This is a genomic window from Actinophytocola sp. (assembly GCF_036402745.1).
Taxonomy (GTDB): Bacteria; Actinomycetota; Actinomycetes; order Mycobacteriales; family Pseudonocardiaceae; genus Actinophytocola.
In genome coordinates this window covers 1-17,130 of sequence record NZ_DASWSJ010000050.1, presented here as the reverse complement: position 1 = coordinate 17,130, position 17,130 = coordinate 1, and the positions used below count along the sequence as shown (strand labels likewise).

General features: G+C 71.5%; 19 protein-coding genes and 2 pseudogenes. 14 read left to right on the top strand and 7 right to left on the bottom strand.

Translation table 11 applies throughout. The annotated features are described in order from the left end of the window. Nucleotides 1–10 precede the first annotated feature (10 nt). On the top strand, nt 11–136 hold the full coding sequence (locus tag VGD70_RS05350; protein WP_414637895.1) for a DUF3516 domain-containing protein: 126 nt from the start codon (nt 11–13) through the stop codon (nt 134–136). Between the two features lie 194 nt (nt 137–330). Here the strand turns inward: VGD70_RS05350 and VGD70_RS05345 are convergent, their stop codons facing one another. After that, nucleotides 331–990, bottom strand: coding sequence for a phosphoribosyltransferase (locus VGD70_RS05345; RefSeq protein WP_331078707.1), 660 nt, complete (start codon nt 988–990; stop codon nt 331–333). Nucleotides 991–1,090: 100 nt separating this feature from the next. Between VGD70_RS05345 and VGD70_RS05340 the strand changes: the two genes are divergently transcribed. From VGD70_RS05340 to VGD70_RS05310, 7 genes are all read left to right on the top strand, one after another. Then, nucleotides 1,091–1,267 (top strand): hypothetical protein, encoded by a 177-nt coding sequence (locus VGD70_RS05340; protein ID WP_331078705.1) that lies wholly within the window; start codon nt 1,091–1,093, stop codon nt 1,265–1,267. A 203-nt stretch (nt 1,268–1,470) separates the two neighbouring features. Further along, complete coding sequence (locus VGD70_RS05335; protein WP_331078703.1) at nt 1,471–1,986, top strand: XdhC family protein; 516 nt, start codon at nt 1,471–1,473, stop codon at nt 1,984–1,986. Between the two features lie 93 nt (nt 1,987–2,079). After that, nucleotides 2,080–2,835: a 3-oxoacyl-ACP reductase FabG gene (fabG, locus tag VGD70_RS05330; protein WP_331078701.1), complete on the top strand. Its 756-nt coding sequence runs from the start codon at nt 2,080–2,082 to the stop codon at nt 2,833–2,835. 8 nt (nt 2,836–2,843) lie between these two features. Then, on the top strand, nt 2,844–3,296 hold the full coding sequence (locus VGD70_RS05325; RefSeq protein ID WP_331078699.1) for a MaoC family dehydratase: 453 nt from the start codon (nt 2,844–2,846) through the stop codon (nt 3,294–3,296). Beyond that, complete coding sequence (locus VGD70_RS05320) at nt 3,293–4,465, top strand: acyl-CoA dehydrogenase family protein (protein ID WP_331078697.1); 1,173 nt, start codon at nt 3,293–3,295, stop codon at nt 4,463–4,465. The genes VGD70_RS05325 and VGD70_RS05320 overlap by 4 nt, the downstream gene beginning before the upstream one ends. Next, complete coding sequence (locus tag VGD70_RS05315; protein WP_331078695.1) at nt 4,444–5,568, top strand: acyl-CoA dehydrogenase family protein; 1,125 nt, start codon at nt 4,444–4,446, stop codon at nt 5,566–5,568. Before VGD70_RS05320 ends, VGD70_RS05315 begins: the two co-directional genes overlap by 22 nt. Beyond that, nucleotides 5,565–6,176, top strand: coding sequence for a TetR/AcrR family transcriptional regulator (locus VGD70_RS05310; RefSeq protein ID WP_331078693.1), 612 nt, complete (start codon nt 5,565–5,567; stop codon nt 6,174–6,176). The genes VGD70_RS05315 and VGD70_RS05310 overlap by 4 nt, the downstream gene beginning before the upstream one ends. A 143-nt stretch (nt 6,177–6,319) precedes the next feature. Here the strand turns inward: VGD70_RS05310 and VGD70_RS05305 are convergent, their stop codons facing one another. Together VGD70_RS05305 and VGD70_RS05300 are read right to left on the bottom strand one after the other, a co-directional pair. Beyond that, nucleotides 6,320–6,883, bottom strand: coding sequence for an RICIN domain-containing protein (locus tag VGD70_RS05305; RefSeq protein WP_331078691.1), 564 nt, complete (start codon nt 6,881–6,883; stop codon nt 6,320–6,322). Between the two features lie 291 nt (nt 6,884–7,174). Further along, nucleotides 7,175–7,960: a DeoR/GlpR family DNA-binding transcription regulator gene (locus VGD70_RS05300; RefSeq protein WP_331078689.1), complete on the bottom strand. Its 786-nt coding sequence runs from the start codon at nt 7,958–7,960 to the stop codon at nt 7,175–7,177. A gap of 40 nt (nt 7,961–8,000) precedes the next feature. Between VGD70_RS05300 and VGD70_RS05295 the strand changes: the two genes are divergently transcribed. Genes VGD70_RS05295 through VGD70_RS05275 form a run of 5 tightly spaced genes read left to right on the top strand, consistent with a single transcriptional unit; the run spans nt 8,001 to nt 11,926 of the window. Then, nucleotides 8,001–8,903: an ROK family protein gene (locus tag VGD70_RS05295; protein ID WP_331078687.1), complete on the top strand. Its 903-nt coding sequence runs from the start codon at nt 8,001–8,003 to the stop codon at nt 8,901–8,903. After that, nucleotides 8,900–9,817 carry a hexose kinase gene (locus VGD70_RS05290; protein WP_331078685.1) on the top strand — a complete coding sequence of 306 codons (918 nt, stop codon included), beginning with the start codon at nt 8,900–8,902 and terminating at the stop codon, nt 9,815–9,817. Before VGD70_RS05295 ends, VGD70_RS05290 begins: the two co-directional genes overlap by 4 nt. Continuing rightward, nucleotides 9,798–10,631 (top strand): class II fructose-bisphosphate aldolase, encoded by an 834-nt coding sequence (locus tag VGD70_RS05285; RefSeq protein ID WP_331078683.1) that lies wholly within the window; start codon nt 9,798–9,800, stop codon nt 10,629–10,631. Before VGD70_RS05290 ends, VGD70_RS05285 begins: the two co-directional genes overlap by 20 nt. Nucleotides 10,632–10,663: 32 nt before the next feature. Next, entirely contained in the window at nt 10,664–10,972 is a 309-nt protein-coding gene (locus VGD70_RS05280) for a metalloregulator ArsR/SmtB family transcription factor (RefSeq protein ID WP_331078681.1), read from the top strand. Nucleotides 10,973–10,978: 6 nt separating this feature from the next. Then, entirely contained in the window at nt 10,979–11,926 is a 948-nt protein-coding gene (locus VGD70_RS05275; protein ID WP_331078679.1) for an SRPBCC family protein, read from the top strand. Between the two features lie 82 nt (nt 11,927–12,008). Here VGD70_RS05275 and VGD70_RS05270 read toward each other — a convergent pair whose 3' ends face one another. The 4 genes and pseudogenes from VGD70_RS05270 to VGD70_RS05255 form a co-directional block, all read right to left on the bottom strand. After that, entirely contained in the window at nt 12,009–13,547 is a 1,539-nt protein-coding gene (locus VGD70_RS05270) for an NAD(P)/FAD-dependent oxidoreductase (RefSeq protein WP_331078677.1), read from the bottom strand. Between the two features lie 210 nt (nt 13,548–13,757). After that, entirely contained in the window at nt 13,758–15,005 is a 1,248-nt protein-coding gene (locus VGD70_RS05265) for an aspartate aminotransferase family protein (protein WP_331078675.1), read from the bottom strand. 53 nt (nt 15,006–15,058) lie between these two features. Beyond that, nucleotides 15,059–15,688 (bottom strand): MBL fold metallo-hydrolase, encoded by a 630-nt coding sequence (locus VGD70_RS05260; protein ID WP_331078673.1) that lies wholly within the window; start codon nt 15,686–15,688, stop codon nt 15,059–15,061. Continuing rightward, nucleotides 15,688–16,772 (bottom strand): annotated as a pseudogene (locus tag VGD70_RS05255) (S-(hydroxymethyl)mycothiol dehydrogenase). The gene VGD70_RS05260 and the pseudogene VGD70_RS05255 overlap by 1 nt, the downstream one beginning before the upstream one ends. A gap of 140 nt (nt 16,773–16,912) precedes the next feature. Between VGD70_RS05255 and VGD70_RS05250 the strand changes: the two are divergent. Next, a pseudogene (locus VGD70_RS05250) lies at nt 16,913–17,130 on the top strand (glyoxalase); the annotation flags it as partial.

Sequence of the window (17,130 nt, the reverse complement as noted above, 5' to 3'; positions counted from 1 at the left end):
CCACTGGCAGGTGCGCCAAATCTTCGCCGACCCGGCCGGGGACGGTGACTGGGGCTTCACCGCGGACATAGACCTGACGGCGTCGGACGAGCTGGGCGCCGCGGCAGTGGTGATCACAGCGGCCGGCCAACTCTGACCCGGTGGGTTGTCCACAGCCTCACGCCGCGCCAGCCAAAACCGTCGGTGCCCACGGTTAGAGTGGATTCCGGGGGGCCGGAGGCCAGCGCTCCGCACCGCCAGCCCAGTTGTCCACAAGCGCTCTCCGCACCAACCAAAACCGTCGGTGCCCGTCCGTAGAATGGATACCGGGGGCCGGCGGCCAGGCGTCCCTCAACCCCTCAACCGTCTCGCCTGCGGGTCCACTGTGGACTCCGCGAGCAGCTCCCGCACCCGCCGGTCCGGCACCTGCTCGAAGTCGTCGTACCACTGGCCCACCGCCAGGAACCGGTCCGGCAGCAGGCCGCACACCACCTCGTCGGCGATCTCGCCCAGCCGCGACACCGTGTCGGCCGGCGCGACCGGCACCGCCAGCACGATCCGGCCCGCCCCCAGCCGGCGCACCACCCGGATCGCCGCGACCACCGTGGCGCCGGTCGCGATCCCGTCGTCCACCAGGATCACCGTCCGATCCTCGAGACTCGGCCGCGGCCCCGGCCGCAGCGACACGGCCCGGCGCGTGATCTCCGCACGCTCGTGGGAGATCTGCCTCCCGAGCCCGGCCCACGTGAGACCGAGCTCGGCCAGCACCGCGTCGTTCCGCACGGTCACGCCGTCCTCGCCGATGGCACCGACGGCGAGCTCCATCCGCTGCGGCGCACCGATCTTGCGCACCAGCACGATGTCCAGCGGCGCGTCCAGCACCGCCGCGATCTCGGCCGCCACCGGGACACCGCCCCGCGGCAGCCCGACCACGATCGGGTTCTCGGCCCGCAGGTGGCCCAGCCGCCCGGCCAGCCGGCGGCCCGCATCGACCCGGTCCCGGAAGCGCATCGCGTCACCTCCAGCCCCCAGTGTCCCCCGCATCGCCCCAGGTCTAAACCCCCGCGGGGATTCCTTGCCGCCCAACGAGTCCAGGCGTAGAATCGAACGCATGAGCGATACTTGCTCGTGCCCCCGCTGCGACCGACCCATCACCGGAGACGACATCGACCACACCGAGGCCCCACCCGACCACCCCTACTCACGCGAGGCCAACCTCACGCCCGTGACCCGCCGCCGGCCGGCCACGGCGGGCTTACCCGCGCCGATCAGGAAGCGGGTGGTGTGAGCGAGCTCAGCCCTCGCCGAGCCAGGTCTCGATCAGGAACGCCTCGATCGAGTCCGGCCGGTCCCGCCCGGACGCCCGGTGCTCGGCCAGCAACGCCACCACCTCGTCGGGCGTGAACCAGCGCGCCTCCAGCCGGGCGGTCGAGCTGCAACCCGTTGTACGGCAAGGTGACGTTCGCTGGCACGCGTGCCACCCTAGGGCTCATGGAGACCGACCCGACCTGCGCCGTCGCCCACGGCGACGCGCCCGCCCCGCCCGAGACGCGCACCCTGGTCGCGGTGTTCGCCTCGCCGGTCGCGGACTACCTCCTCCGCTACGGCCGCGACCTCGGCTACCGCACCACGCTGGTCGAACCCGAGCGCGGCCGGGTGAGCAACGACGAGGACGCCTCGACCACCGTGCTGCCCCACCTGCCGGCTCACCTCGACGGGGACACCGACGTCATCGTCACCGACCACCACCGGCCCGAGCTGGGCGTGTTCCTGCGGGACGCGCTGGCACTCGACGTCCGCTGGGTCGGCATCATGGGCAACCCGCGCCACGCCGGACCGCACGTCGCCGCGCTCAGGGACCTCGGCGTCCCGGACGACGACATCGCCCGCGTCCACCGGCCGATCGGCCTCAACATCGGGTCGCGCACGCCACCGGAGATCGCCATCGCCACGCTGGCCGGCCTGATCGCCGACCGCAACGCCAAGCCCGGCGGCTTCGAGTTCTAGTGTCCCGCGTGTGTTGCCGCTGACCGCCCTCGCGAGGTAGCTTGCTAAGCGCTTGCTTAGTTCGAACCTGACTCAGCGTGGAGGAACAGCACAGTGGCCCACTCCCGTGTCGCGATCGTCACCGGTGCCGCTCGGGGCATCGGGGCGGCGGTCGCCCAGCGACTCGCGCAGGACGGATTCTCGGTCGGCGTCCTCGACCTCGCCGAGAAGGACTGCGCCCGCACCGTCGAGGCGATCACCAACGCCGGCGGCAAGGCCATCCCGGTCGGCGCGGACGTCACCGACGCCGACGCCGTGCGGGCCGCCGTCGAGCGGGTCGCCGGCGAGCTCGGCGCGCCCACCGTCCTCGTCAACAACGCCGGCATCACCAGGGACAACCTCCTGTTCAAGATGTCCGTGCAGGACTGGGACGCGGTCCTCGGCGTGCACCTGCGCGGCGCCTTCCTCATGAGCCGCGAGGTCCAGAAGCACCAGACCGAGCAGGGCTGGGGCCGCATCGTCAACCTGTCGAGCACCTCCGCCCTCGGCAACCGCGGCCAGGCCAACTACTCCGCCGCCAAGGCCGGCATGCAGGGCTTCACCAAGACCCTCGCCATCGAGCTCGGCAAGTTCGGCGTCACGGTCAACGCGATCGCCCCCGGTTTCATCGAGACCGACATGACCGCGGCCACCGCGGCCCGGCTCGACATCGACTTCGAGGACTTCAAGAAGGGCGCCGCCGCCGGCATCCCGGTGCAGCGGGTCGGCCAGCCCGAGGACATCGCCGCGGTGGCCTCGTTCCTCGTCAGCGAGGAGTCGGGGTTCGTGTCCGGCCAGGTGATCTACGTGGCCGGCGGGCCACAGGACTGAGGAGCAGCATGCGTATCTTCGCCGACCTCGACGAGCTCAGCGCGGCCAAGGGCGAGCACCTCGGCCACGGCGACTGGCTCGAGGTCACCCAGGACCGCATCGACCAGTTCGCCGACGCCACCGGCGACCACCAGTGGATCCACGTCGACGCCGGCCGCGCCAAGGACGGCCCGTTCGGCACCACGATCGCCCACGGTTACCTCACGCTCTCGCTGATCCCGATGCTGGCCAAGCAGATCTTCCAGGTCGACAACGTCACGATGGGCATCAACTACGGCCTCAACAAGGTCCGCTTCCCGTCGGTCGTGCCCGTCGGCTCGCGGGTGCGCATCGGCATCGAGATCGTCGACGTCACCGACCGGCCGGAGGGCAAGCAGGTGACCGTCCGCCACACCGTCGAGATCGACGGCAACGACAAGCCGGCCTGCGTCGCCGAGTCGATCGTGCTGTACCTCCGATGAGCCCCGACGAGCTGCGCGAGCGCGCCCGTGAGTTCCTGGCCGCCAACGACCCGGCCATCATCGACCGGCTCGACTACCTGCGGGCCCGGTTCGACGCCGGCCTCGCCTGGGTCCACTTCCCCGTCGGGCTCGGCGGGCTCGGCCTCGCGCGCGAGCTGCAGACGGTGATCGAGGAGGAGCTGGCCGGCGCGCCGGACAACGACCCGCGCAAGATCGGCATCGGGCTCGGCATGGCCGCGCCGACGATCCTCGCGTTCGGCACCGGCGAGCAGAAGCAACGCCTCCTTCGTCCACTGTGGACCGGCGAGGAGGTGTGGTGCCAGCTGTTCTCCGAGCCCGGCGCGGGCTCCGACCTCGCCGCCGCGGGCACCAGGGCCGTCCGCGACGGGGACGGCTGGCGGGTGACCGGCCAGAAGGTGTGGACGTCCAGCGCGCACACCGCCCGCTGGGCGATCCTCCTCGCCCGCACCGACCCGGACGTCCCCAAGCACGCCGGCCTGTCGTACTTCGTGCTCGACATGACCGACCCGGGCGTCGAGGTCCGGCCGCTGCGCCAGATCACCGGCGAGGCGGAGTTCAACGAGGTCTTCCTGACCGACGCGTGGATCCCGGACTCGGACCGGCTCGGCGAGGTCGGCGACGGCTGGCGGGTCGCGCAGACCACGCTGATGAACGAGCGCGTCGCGATCGGCGGCCGGCCCACCCCGCGCGAGGGCGGCATGATCGGCGTGGTCGCCGAGACCTGGCGGTCGCACCCGGACAAGCGGACGCCGGAGCTGCACGACCGGCTGCTGGAGCTGTGGGTGCAGGCCGAGGCGTTGCGGCTGGCCGGGATCCGGCTGCGCCAGCAGCTCGCGGTCGGCTCGCCCGGTCCCGAGGGCTCGGCGATGAAGCTCGCGTTCGCCCGGCTGTCCCAGCAGCTGTCCGGGCTCGAGGTGGAGATCATCGGCGAGGAGGGCCTGCGCTACGACGACTGGACGCTGCGCCGGCCGGACCAGGTGGACTTCACCGGCCGCGAGCCCGGGTACCGCTACCTGCGGGCCAAGGGCAACTCGATCGAGGGTGGCACCTCCGAGGTGCTGCGCAACATCATCGCCGAGCGCGTGCTCGGGCTGCCCGCCGAGGCGCGGGTCGACACGAAGGTCGCGTGGAAGGACCTGCCGCGGTGAACCTGCTCTACACCGACATCGAGGACCAGCTCCGGGCGAGCGTCCGCGACCTGCTGACCGACCGCGCGCAGCCGGCGAGCATCCTGGCCCGCTGCGAGACCGACAAGCCACTCGACCTCGACCTGTGGCGCACGCTCACCGGCGAGCTCGGCGTCGGCTCGCTGCACGTGCCGGAGGAACTCGGCGGGCAGGGCGCGTCCACCCGGGAGACCGCGGTGGTGATGGAGGAGCTCGGCCGGTTCGTCGCGCCGGTGCCGTTCCTGGGCAGCGCGGTGCTGGCCACGACGGCGCTGCTGGGCTGCGAGTCGACCGACGCGGTGCGGGAACTGCTCGAACAGCTCGGCGCGGGCCGGTCGGTCGGCGCGCTGGCTGTGTCCCTCGCCGCCGCCCCGGGCTCGGCGTTCCCGTCCACCGTGCACGCGGACGGTTCCGTGCTGCGCGGCCAGGTCCGCTCGGTGGCCGACGCGGGTGCCGCGGACGTGCTGGTCGTGCCGGCCATCGGCCAGGGTGGCGCGCAGCTGCACGCGGTGCCGGTCGACCAGGCCGGCGTCACGGTGACGCCGGTGGTGTCGCTGGACCTCACCCGGCCGATCGCGGACGTGTCGTTCGACGGCGCGACGTCCACTGTGCTCAGTGGTGACGCCGAGTCCGCTGTGGATGGTGCACTGTGGACCGCGGCGGGGCTGCTGGCGTCCGAGCAGGTGGGTCTCGCCGAGTGGTGCGTGGCGACAACGGTGGCCTACCTCAAGGAGCGGCACCAGTTCGGCCGGGCGGTCGGCTCGTTCCAGGCGCTCAAGCACCGGCTCGCGGACCTGTGGCAGGAGCTGGCGCTGGCCCGCGCGGCCGCCCGGCACGCGGCGGACACCGGTGGCGTCGGGGACGAGGGGCGGCTCGCCGCGAGCCTCGCGAACTCGCTGTGCTCGACGGTCGCCGTGCACGCGGCCGAGGAGTGCGTGCAGCTGCACGGCGGCATCGGCATGACGTGGGAGCACCCCGCGCACCTGTACCTCAAGCGGGCCAAGGCGGACCAGATCGCGCTCGGCACGCCGGGCCGGCATCGCGCGTTGCTCGCGCCGCTCGTCGACCTGCCCGGACCGGCGTGACCCGGGCGCTGCCCGACGAGCTGTGGCCGGACGTCCGCCCGGAGGCGGCGCGCCGGCTGATGGCAGCGGCCGTCGAGTCGTTCGCCGAACGCGGCTACCACGCCACGACGACGCGCGACATCGCGACCGCGGCCGGGATGAGCCCGGCGGCGCTGTACGTGCACTTCCCGGCAAAGTCGGCGGTGCTGTTCGCGATCAGCCGCGGTGGCCACGAGCGCATGCTGGTGATGATCGAGTCGATCATCGCCGCGGACCCCGACCCGGTCGGCGCGATGCGCACGATGGTCGAGAAGTTCGTTGCCTGGCACGCGAAGCGGCACGTGGTCGCCCGCGTGGTCCAGCACGAGCTGGCCGCCCTGCCCCCGGCGGACTACGAGGTGGTAGCCGACCTGAGGCGACGGACGGAGCAGCTGGTCCGCGACCTGATCACCCGCGGTGTCGAGGGATCGGTGTTCACAGTCCCGGACATCCGCACCGCGGCAAGAGCAGTGCTCTCCCTCGGCGTCGACGTGGCCCGCTGGTACTCCCCCTCGAGCAAGCCCTCGCCGACGGTGCTGGGCCGCCAGTACGCGGAGCTGGTGCTGAGCATGCTGGGCCACAGAGCCTGACTGTCCCGCGGAAATGAGACGCGGCTGGGTGCTGGTCGTGCCCAGCCGAGATCGCCCTGCCGCGCGCCCTGTACCGCACCCAACCGCACTGACGGAAACGGTAGGAGCCGACCGCCGGCTCCTACCGTCCTCGCCTTCCCAGGTCAGGTGAGAGCCACGTACTCGTTGGCGCAGTAACACCGGGTGTACTGGATCGCCTTGGCACCATTGGCGGTCGAGCCGCCCTGGATGTTGAGCACCTTGCCGCTGTGATAGGCCTGGACCCAGAAATAGCCACTCGGCACACTACCGTCGGACCAGAACACGAAATACTCGTTATTGTAGCTCCCGCACGGATACTGAATGATCGCGGCACTGTTCGCGCTGCTACCGCCGGCCACATTCACACATTTGCCGCTGTACGCATTCCGGACGCGGAAGAAGTCGAAACCTCCCGCGTCGGTGAAAACGTAGTCCAGGTACCAGTACTCGTTCGTCTGGGCCAGACAGTTCCACTGGTCGAGCTGGACGTTGGCCGTCGTCGGACCCGGGTTGTCCAGACACCTCCCGGAGTGGTTGAACTGGAGGAAGTACGGACCAGCCGCGACCTGCGCCGCTCGCAACGCCGTGACCTCACTCCCACCCGCCGATGCGCCCGCCGGCGACCCGGCAAGTACCGCGCCCGTGCACAGAAAAAGCACAACGAGCGCCGATCTGATTCTTCTCACGGAATACCTTCCCGACGCGTGCACGCGCGCGGCCAAGCCGCATAATTGATCGCGGCAAATACCGCGCACCCGGCGCGTCTCCCCAGAAAACCTTCCACACTTCGCGTGGAAGTCGGCCCCAGTAAAGCGGACTCATGCTACCCGGAAGAATTCCGGGCGTCAACGAAAACCGCCGCCCCGGAATTCTTGATCACCGGCGGCCAGAAATTCGGCGACGGCGACCAGTTCGATCGGCCGAACGGCACCCGCACCTGCCCGTCGTGGTGAGCGTGGAGATGTACGGACACGGCCTCACACGGTCTGGACCGTCACACCCTCGGCCTCGAAGGCCTTCACCAGGTCCTCCGGCACGGCGTCGTCGGTGATCAGCAGGTCGATCGACGACGTCGGGCAGATCTGGGCGAACGCGTACCGACCCAGCTTCGAACTGTCCGCCGCCACCACGATCTGCCGCGCCCGGTCGGCCATCAGCCGGTTGATGCTGGCCTCCCCCTCGTGGTGCGCGTACGCCCCGTGCACCGGGTCGATCGCGTCCACGCCGAGGAACACCGTGTCCATCGTGATCTCGCCCAGGATCCGGGTGGCGAGCGGCCCGGTCAGCTCGAACGACTGCGTCCGCGCCACTCCTCCGGTCACCACGATCTTCACGTGCGGCCGCACCGCCAGCTCGCCGGCGATGTTGAGCGCGTTCGTGACGATCGTCAGCGCCGGCTCGTCGGCCGGGGTCGCCAGGTCCGGGCGGATCGCCAGCGCGCGGGCGATCTCGGTCGTCGTCGTGCCGCCGTTCAGGCCGACCACGCCGCCGCGCGACACGAGCGCCGCCGCGCCCCGGCCGATGCGCTCCTTCTCCGACGCGTGCCGGGCGGTCTTGTAGCGCAGCGGCAGGTCGTAGGCGACGTTGTTGGCCACCGCGCCGCCGCGGGTCCTGGTCAGCAGCTGCTGCTCGGCGAGATGATCGAGATCGCGGCGGATCGTGGCGGCGGACACGTCCAGCTCGGCGGCCAGGTCGTCCACATCGACCTTGCCGCGCTGCCCCAGCAGGTCCAGCAGGGTGCTCAGCCGTTCGTAGCGATCCACATGGTGCAATGTAAACCCCACTACCTGCGAAGGACGTGACATGGACCGGCTCGTCGCGGCCATCGACGTCGGCGGCACCTCGATCAAGGCCGCGCTGGTCGCCGAGGACCTGCGCGTCGTCCACACCCATCGCACCGCGACCCGGCGCGTGGACGGCAGCGCCGACGTCTCCCAGATCGTCGAGCTCATCACCGAGCTGCGGGCCCAGGCCGGCCCGGCCACGGTCTGCGGCGTCGGCGTCGCGGCGCCCGGGATCATCGACGAGGAGCACGGCGTCGCCCGGGCCGCGGTCAACCTCGGCTGGCGGGAGCTGCCGCTGCGCGCCCAGCTGTCCGAGGCGGCCGGCATGCCGGTGGCGCTCGGCCACGACGTGCGGACCGGCGGGCTCGCCGAGTTCACCGTCGGCGCGGCGACCGGCGTGCGGAACGCGATGTTCATGCCGATCGGCACCGGCATCGCGGCCGCCGTGCTGGTCGACGGCAACCGGCTCGACGCCGACGGCTACGCGGGCGAGATCGGCCACATCGTCGTCGATCCACAAGGGACGGTGTGCGGCTGCGGCATCCGCGGCTGCCTCGAGACCGTCGCGTCGGCGGCGTTCATCGCCCGCCGCTACGCCGAGGCCAGCGGCCGGCCGGTCACCCGCGCGGCCGACGTGGCGCAGGCCGTGCGGGCCGGCGACCCGGTCGCGGTGGCCGTGTGGGAGCGCGCGGTCGACGGTCTCGCCACCGCGCTGACCACGGCGATCACGTTGCTGGCGCCCGAGATCATCGCGATCGGCGGCGGGCTGGCCGAGTCCGGCGACACGCTGCTCGTGCCGCTGCGCGCGGCGCTCGTCGGCCGGATGACGTTCCAGCGGGTGCCCAAGATCGTGCGCGCGTCGCTCGGTGACAACGCCGGCTGCATCGGCTCGGCGATCATGGCGTGGCGGGCGGTCGGGTGATCCTGACCGTCACGCTGAACGCGGCGCTCGACGTCACCTACCGCGTGCCCACCCTGGCTCCGGGCACCGAGCACCGGGTCGAGCCGGGCGGCACGCGGGCCGGCGGCAAGGGCGTCAACGTGGCGCGGGTTCTGCACGCGCTGGGGCACGACACGCTGGTCACCGGGTTCGCCGGCGGCGACACCGGCCGCGCGATCCGGGCCGAGCTCGACACCGCGGGCATCCGGGAGGCGCTCGTCGACGTCGACGCGCCGGCCCGCCGCACGGTCACCATCGTGTCCACTGAGGACGGTGTGGCCACGGCCTTCAACGAGCCGGGTCCGCGAGTGTCCGTTGAGGACTGGACGCGGTTCGTCGCCACCTACCACTCGCTCGCCACGCGGGCGGCTGTCGTCGTCCTGGCCGGAAGCCTGCCACCCGGCCTGCCCGACCACGCCTACGCGCAGCTGATCGGCGCGACGGCAACGCCGGCGATCCTGGACACCGCCGGCCGGCCGCTGGTCGCCGGTCTCGCCGCGCACCCGCGGGTGGTCAAGCCCAACGCCGGCGAGCTGGCCGCGGCCACCGGCATCGACGACCCGCCGGCCGCCGCGCGGTGGCTGCGCGAGCGGGGTGCCGGCGCGGTCGTCGCGTCGCTCGGCCCGGCCGGCCTGCTGGCGGTGACCGGCGACGGGACGTGGCGGGTGCCGTGCCCCGAGCCGGTGCACGGCAACCCGACCGGCGCGGGCGACGCGTGCGTGGCCGCGCTGGCGATCGGGCTCGCGGCGGGCACGCCCTGGCCCGAGCGGCTCGCCGACGCGGTCGCGCTGTCCGCCGCCGCGGTCGCCGGCCCGCTCGCCGGCGACGTCGACCTGGACACCTACCGGCGCCTGGCGCCCCGTGTGGAGGTACTGGATGCTCACGCCGACCGCTGAGATCGTCGGCGCCGCCGCGAAGGCCGGCCGCGGGGTGGGCGCGTTCAACGTCATCCAGCTCGAGCACGCCGAGGCGCTGGTCGCGGGCGCCGAGGAGGCGGGCGCGCCGGTGGTGCTGCAGATCAGCGAGAACGCGGTGCGCTACCACGGCTCGCTGGAACCGTTGGGCCAGGCCACGTTGGCGGTCGCGCGGGCGTCGACCGCCCCGGTCGCGGTGCACCTCGACCACGCCACCGACGTCGACCTGGTGCACGAGGCGGTGCGGCTGGGCTTCGGCTCGGTGATGTACGACGCGTCCACGATGTCCTATGCGGACAATGTACTGTCCACTTCGGACGTTGCGGCGCACTGCCACGCCGCCGGCGTGTACGTCGAGGCGGAGCTGGGCGAGGTGGGCGGCAAGGACGGCGTGCACGCGCCGGGCGCGCGGACCGACCCGGACGAGGCGCGGGCCTACGTCGAGGCCACCGGGATCGACGCGCTGGCGGTGGCGGTCGGCACGTCACACGCGATGCTCACCCGGGACGCTGCGATCGACCTGGACCTGATCGCCCGGCTGCACGCCACGGTGCCGGTGCCGCTGGTGCTGCACGGGTCGTCCGGCGTGCCGGACGCCGACCTCACCCGCGCGGTCGGCGCGGGCATGACGAAGATCAATATCGCGACGCAGCTGAACAAGTCGTTCACCGCCACCGTGCGGGCCTTCCTCGCGGCGAACCCCGAGGTTGTGGACACCCGCAAGTACCTCGGCGCCGGCCGGTCGGCCGTGGCCGCCGAGGTGGCCCGGCTGCTGGGCATCCTCGGGGCCGCGTAGCGCGCACATGCCATGTGGGCTATATTGCTGTCATGGCATCTACATTCGAGGTGCTGGCCGAGCCGCGCCGGCGGGAGATCCTCGATCTCCTGCGCGAGGGTGAGCGGCCGGTCGGCGAGCTGGTCGAGCGGCTGGCGCTGACGCAGCCGACGGTGTCGAAGCACCTGAGGGTGCTGCGCGGTGCCGGGCTGGTGGAGGTACGGCAGGACGCGCAGCGCCGGTGGTACCGGCTGCGCCTGGAGCCGCTGACCGAGATCGACTCGTGGCTCGAGCCGTACCGTCGCATGTGGACGGACAGTTTGGACGCCTTGGAACGTCGCCTGGACGAGATGGAGGACTGATTCACCGTGACCGAGCGTGCGACTTTGCAGACGATCGACGGGCAGCCGGTGCTGCGGTTCGAGCGCCGGCTGCGCCACTCGCCCGCCAAGGTGTGGCGGGTGGTGAGCGACCCGGCCGAGATGGGCCACTGGTTCCCGGCGACGGTCGAGGCCGAGCTGCGGCCGGGTGCGCCGATGCGCTTCACGTTCCCGGCCGATGCCGTGGTGGAGGGTTCGTGGGACGGCGAGGTGCTCGAGGTCGATCCGCCGAAGGTGTACATGTTCCGGTGGAACCTGGACGTGCTGCGGATCGAGCTGATGCCCGACGGTGACGGTTGCCGGCTGGTGTTCACCCAGACGATGGGCGGCGGCTGGGTCGGCAAGCTCGGCGCGGGCCGGACGGCGGCCGGCTGGGACTCGTGCCTCGACGCGCTCGTGGCCCAGCTGGACGGCGAGAAGCCGGCGCCGTTCGACGACTGGCTCGGGGCGATGGGGCGCTACATCGACGAGTTCGGCCTGGGCGAGGGTTCGGTGCGGCCCGTCGACGGTGGTTTCGAGCTGCGGTTCGGCCGTGACCTCGTGTGGAAGCCGCCGGCCGACGTGTGGGCCCTGATCGTCGAGGACCACGATCCCGAGGTCGGCGGCGAGCCACCGCTGCGCGCGACGAACGCGTATGTTCCGGCCGGCCGGGTGACGGTGACCGAGGAGCCGCACGAGCTGGAGTACGAGTGGCTGCACGACGGCGCGCCGGCCGGCCGAGTTCGCTGGACGATCACGTCGGACGAGAAGCTCGGCGTGCGGGTGGAGCTGACCCAGACCGTGCCGGCGTCCCTGGCCGATCTCCGGGCGACCGCGTTGGCCGCGTGGCACGTGCACCTGGACCTGTTCTTCGCGGCGGTGCACGGCGAGATCCGCCCGTGGCCGAAGGACCGCACCGAGGAGCTGACGAAGCACTACGCCGAGACGCTGACGTGACGGCATTGGCCTCCGGCCCCCGGTAACCAGCCTAGCGATCGGCACCGACAGTTCCGGCGATCGCTTCGGGAGTCCCGGTACCTCAACTCGCCGCGGACGCCGCGACGGGAACGGAGGCCCGGCGGTTGGGAGTCGGCGCCGGGGTGAACTGGAAGTCGGCCGGATCGACCTTGCGGGTGCGCAGCCGGTAACGCCAGCTGAACCCTGGCCAGAGTGCCCGGTTGACCCCGTTGCTGTCCAGAAACCAGGTGTCGCAGCCGCCGGTGCTCCAGACTCCGCGAACCAGCCTGCGCTGGATGTCGGCCTGGAACCGGTTCTGCGCGCTGCGTCTGACCTCGATGGCGTCCGCCTTCGCACGTTCGGTGCATCGAATGGCCTGGGCGATGTAGCGGATCTGAGACTCGATCATGAAGACCGTGGAGTTGTGGCCGACGGTGGTGTTGGGGCCGAGGAGGAAGAACAGGTTCGGGTACCCGGCGGTGGTGATGCCGAGATGGGTCTCGTTCCCGGTGGCGCGCCACTGGCTGGCCAGGTCACGACCATCCCGGCCGGTGATGTGGAGCCGGTGGAAGGCGTCGGTGACGTGGAACCCGGTACCGAAGATGATCGCGTCGACCTTTCGGTCGACCCCGGCGGTGTCGACCACGCAGTCCTGGCCGATCTCGGTGATCCAGTCGGTGACCAACTCCACGTTGTCGCGGCACAGCGCGGGGTAGAAGTCGTCGGACATCACCACCCGCTTGCAACCCAGCTTGTAGTTCGGCGTCAGCTTGGCGCGCAGCGCCGGATCGGAGATCGACTTGTGCATGTGCCGGGTGGCGATCGCCTGCCCACCCCTGATCAGGACGGGAAGCCAGTTGAACGGGATGGCCCGCGACTCGAGTAGCCAGTAGAGCAGGGTGCGGTAGGCCCGCTTGAGGCCCGGCACCCAGCGCAGGGCGGTGCGTAACCACGTCGGGGTCGGCGCCTCGGTCTTGGGTAGGACCCACGCCGGGGTGCGCTGGAACAGGTGCAACTCGGCGACCGTCTCGGCGATCTTCGGAACGAACTGCACGGCGCTGGACCCGGTGCCGATCACCGCCACCCGCTTGCCCCTGAGGTCGAGGTCGTGGTTCCACCGTGAGGAGTGGAACACCGCACCCGTGAACCGGTCCAGCCCGGGCAGTTGGGGGACGTAGGGAACGTGCAGGGAGCCGATACCGGTCACCAGGAATTGGGCGACATAGACCTGCCCGGTGCTGGTGGCCACGTGCCAGCGCCGCTCGTCGGCGTCCCACCGTGCCGCGGTCATCTCGACGCCGAACCGGATGGAGTCGCGTAGCCGGTACTTGTCCGCGATCCGCTTCAGGTAGTCCAGGATCTCCGGCTGCAGGGGATAGGTGTGCGTCCAGTCCGAATTCTGCTCGAAGGAGTACGAGTACACATACGACGGGATGTCGCAGCCGCAGCCGGGGTAGGTGTTGCCCCGCCAGGTACCGCCGAGATCGTCGGCCTTCTCCAGGACCACGAAGTCGGTTCGACCGTCCATTCGGAACTGGATGGCCATACCCAGACCGGAGAATCCGGCGCCGATCACCACGGTCCCGATCTCGATCCGGCCGGTATCCGTCCGCTCGCCCATGCGCCTCAACCCTTGTCGTCGGTGCACCCGAGCTGACCCTAGGTCCAGTGGGTAACTCCCTGGTTGAGCTGGCTTGGTTCCGGGCGTTTCGCCGGGCCGGCCTGTGCACAAGCCGGCTCGAGAGGCCGCCTGTCCACAGGCTCGCCCGACATCGCCCGGAACTGTCGGTGCCGATCACTACGCTGGATACCGGGGGCCGGAGGCCGCGCCTCACACCGCCGCGATCGCCTCCCGCCACAGCCCCAGGCCCTCGTCGATCTGGTCGGCGTTCACCACCAGCGGCGGGATCATCCGCACCACGTTCCCCGCCGCGCCGCAGGTCAGCAGCAACAGCCCCGCGGCCGCCGCGGCCTGCTGCACGCGCGCCGCCGCGGCCGGGTCCGGGTCGCCGTCGCGGTTCACGAACTCGTTGCCCAGCATCAGTCCCAGCCCCCGCACGTCACCGATCGCCGGCACGTCCGCGGCCACCTTCGACAGGCCCTCCCGCAACCGGGCACCCATCACCGCCGCGTTCTCGACCAGACCCTCCGACCGCACGACATCCAGCGTCGCCACCGCCGCCGCGCACGCGACCGCGTTCCCGCCGTACGTCCCGCCCTGCGAGCCCGGCCACGCCTTCGCCATCAGGTCCCGCGGCGCCGCGATCGCCGACAGCGGGAAACCGCTGGCCAGCCCCTTCGCCGTGATCACGACGTCGGGCCGGACGGAGAAGTGCTCGTGGCCCCAGAACCGGCCGGTCCGTCCGAAGCCCGTCTGCACCTCGTCGACCACCAGCAGGATCCCGTGCCGGTCCGCGCGCTCCCGCAGGCCCTGCATGAACTCCGTGTTCGCCGGCACGTACCCGCCCTCGCCCAGCACCGGCTCGACGAAGAACGCCGCCGTCTCGGCCGGCGCCGTCAGCGTGGCCAGCACGTAGTCCAGCTCCCGCAGCGCGAACCGCGTCGCCTCCTGCTCGCTCCAGCCGTAGCGGTACGCGGTCGGGAACGGCGCCACGACCACGCCACCCATCAGCGGCGCGAACCCGGCCCGGAACTTCGTCGCGGACGTGGTCATCGACGCCGCGCCGATCGTCCGCCCGTGGAACGACCCGTGGAAGACCACGACGTTGGCCCGGGCCGTGGCGTGCCGGGCCAGCCGCAACGCCGCCTCCACCGCCTCGCTGCCGGAGTTCACGTAGAACAACGCGTCCAACCCGGCCGGCAGGACCTCCCCCAGCCGCTCCGACAACGTCAGCAGCGGCCGGTGCATCACGGTCGTGTACTGGCCGTGGATCAGCTTCGCCGCCTGCTCCTGCACGGCCTTGACCACGGCGGGATGGCAGTGCCCGGTGCTCGTCACCCCGATGCCGGCGGTGAAGTCCAGGTACCGGCGCCCGTCCTCGCCGAACAGGTACACCCCCTCGCCCCGTTCGGCCAGCACCGGCGTCGCCTGCTTGAGAATCGGGGACAGCTCAGCCATCAGCACTCCTCCAGTAGATTGTCGACAATCCTACGGATGAGGTTAGGCCACGGCTAGTGACCTCGGGCGATCCACTCCTCGACGTGCGGTGCCTCGGCGCCGATCGTCGTGTCGTCGCCGTGGCCGGCGTGCACCCTGGTCTCCGGCGGCAGGGTCAGCAGCTTGTCCCGGATCGAGTCGACGATCGTCGGGAAGTCCGAGTACGACCGGCCGGTGGCGCCCGGACCGCCGTTGAACAGCGTGTCCCCGGTGAACACCACGCCCAGCGCAGGCACGTGGAAGCACACCGCCCCGGGCGCGTGGCCCGGCGTGTGCAGCACCCGCACGTCGACCCCGGCGACCGTCAGCACGTCACCGTCGGCGAGGGAGTCGGCCGGCCGGGCGTCCTCGTGCGCGAGCCGCCAGAGCACGTCGTCGGCCGGGTGCAGCAGGACCGGCGCGTCGACGAGCTCCGACAGCGCCGGCGCGGCGTTGACGTGGTCGTCGTGACCGTGCGTGCACGCGATCGCCAGCACCTCCCGGTCACCGACGGCGGCCGCGATGGCGTGCGCGTCGTGTGCGGCGTCGATCACCAGCACCTGGCGGTCGTCGCCGAGGAGCCAGACGTTGTTGTCGACGTCCCAGCTGCCGCCGTCGAGGTTGAACGTCCCGGAGGTGACGACCTTCTCCACGCGGGCAGCCATCAGAAGACCACCACCGAGCGCAGCACGTCGCCGTGGTGCATCTTGGCGAACGCCTCCTCGAGCTGGTCCAGCGCGATGGTCTCGGTGACGAACCCGTCGAGGTCCAGCTTGCCCTGCAGGTAGAGGTCGATGAGGTACGGGAAGTCGCGCGAGGGCAGGCAGTCGCCGTACCAGCTGGACTTGAGCGAGCCGCCGCGGGAGAAGAGGTCGATCATCGGCAGCTCCAGGCGCAGGTCCGGCGTCGGCACGCCGACGAGCACGACCGTTCCGGCGAGGTCGCGCGCGTAGAACGCCTGCTTCCAGGTCTCCGGCCGGCCGACCGCCTCGATCACGACGTCCGCCCCGAACCCGCCGGTGAGCTCCCGCACCGCCTCCACCACGTCGCCGGCCCCCGCGTTGACCGTGTGCGTGGCGCCGAACTTCCTGGCCCACTCGAGCTTCCGGTCGTCCAGGTCGATCGCGATGATCTTGGTGGCGCCGGCGAGCGCGGCACCCGCGACCGCGGCGCTGCCGACGCCGCCGCAGCCGATGACCGCGACGCTGTCGCCGCGGGTGACCCCGCCGGTGTTCACCGCGGCGCCGATGCCGGCCATGATCCCGCAGCCGAGCAGTCCCGCCGCGGCCGGCGACGCGGCCGGGTCGACCTTCGTGCACTGTCCACTGTGGACCAGCGTTTCTCGACGAAGGCGCCGATGCCCAGCGCCGGGGAGAGCTTCGTGCCGTCGGTGAGCGTCATCGGCTAGGCGGCGTTGAACGTGTTGAAGCAGTACCAGGGCCGGCCGCGCAGGCAGGCGCGGCAGGTGCCGCACACGGCGCGCCAGTTGAGGATCACGTAGTCGCCCGGCTCGACGCTGGTGACGCCCTCGCCGACGGACTCGACGACGCCGGCCGCCTCGTGCCCGAGCAGGAACGGGAACTCGTCGTTGATGCCGCCCTCGCGGTAGTGCAGGTCGGTGTGGCAGACGCCGCAGGCCTGGACCGTGACCACCGCCTCGCCCGGCCCCGGATCGGGCACGACGATCGTCTCGATCTCGACCGGAGCGCCCTTCGACCTGGCGATGACGCCCCGAACCTGCTGAGCCATGGCCACCTCGTCCTTTCCTGCACTGGTGCGTACGTGTACTTGTACCAGCCGGGCGCGCTGACCTGGTGGATTGAGTTTCGCGGCCAGCCGGAATTCCGCTGAGGACAGGATCTGTCCGCAGTGGCTGCGAGGCTCGTGCCATGACGACCTTGCACAGCTACTTCAGCTACCGCGACGCCCCGGCCGCCCTCGCGTGGCTGGAGCGAGCGTTCGGCTTCGAGACCACGTTGCGCTGGGACAACGAGGACGGCGTGCTCGTCCACGCCGAGCTACGCCTGGGCGACGCGTCGATCGTCCTCTTCGCCGACGCCGGCCTCGACTACGACCGGCCGCGTCCGAAGTCCAACGATGCCGTCGG

Coding starts and splice junctions, on each gene's coding strand:
- VGD70_RS05345 (WP_331078707.1), bottom strand. CDS start 990: ATGCGCTTCCGGGACCGGGTCGATGCGGGCCGCCGGCTGGCCGGGCGG.
- VGD70_RS05340 (WP_331078705.1), top strand. CDS start 1,091: ATGAGCGATACTTGCTCGTGCCCCCGCTGCGACCGACCCATCACCGGA.
- VGD70_RS05335 (WP_331078703.1), top strand. CDS start 1,471: ATGGAGACCGACCCGACCTGCGCCGTCGCCCACGGCGACGCGCCCGCC.
- VGD70_RS05325 (WP_331078699.1), top strand. CDS start 2,844: ATGCGTATCTTCGCCGACCTCGACGAGCTCAGCGCGGCCAAGGGCGAG.
- VGD70_RS05320 (WP_331078697.1), top strand. CDS start 3,293: ATGAGCCCCGACGAGCTGCGCGAGCGCGCCCGTGAGTTCCTGGCCGCC.
- VGD70_RS05295 (WP_331078687.1), top strand. CDS start 8,001: ATGGACCGGCTCGTCGCGGCCATCGACGTCGGCGGCACCTCGATCAAG.
- VGD70_RS05285 (WP_331078683.1), top strand. CDS start 9,798: ATGCTCACGCCGACCGCTGAGATCGTCGGCGCCGCCGCGAAGGCCGGC.
- VGD70_RS05280 (WP_331078681.1), top strand. CDS start 10,664: ATGGCATCTACATTCGAGGTGCTGGCCGAGCCGCGCCGGCGGGAGATC.
- VGD70_RS05270 (WP_331078677.1), bottom strand. CDS start 13,547: ATGGGCGAGCGGACGGATACCGGCCGGATCGAGATCGGGACCGTGGTG.
- VGD70_RS05265 (WP_331078675.1), bottom strand. CDS start 15,005: ATGGCTGAGCTGTCCCCGATTCTCAAGCAGGCGACGCCGGTGCTGGCC.
- VGD70_RS05260 (WP_331078673.1), bottom strand. CDS start 15,688: ATGGCTGCCCGCGTGGAGAAGGTCGTCACCTCCGGGACGTTCAACCTC.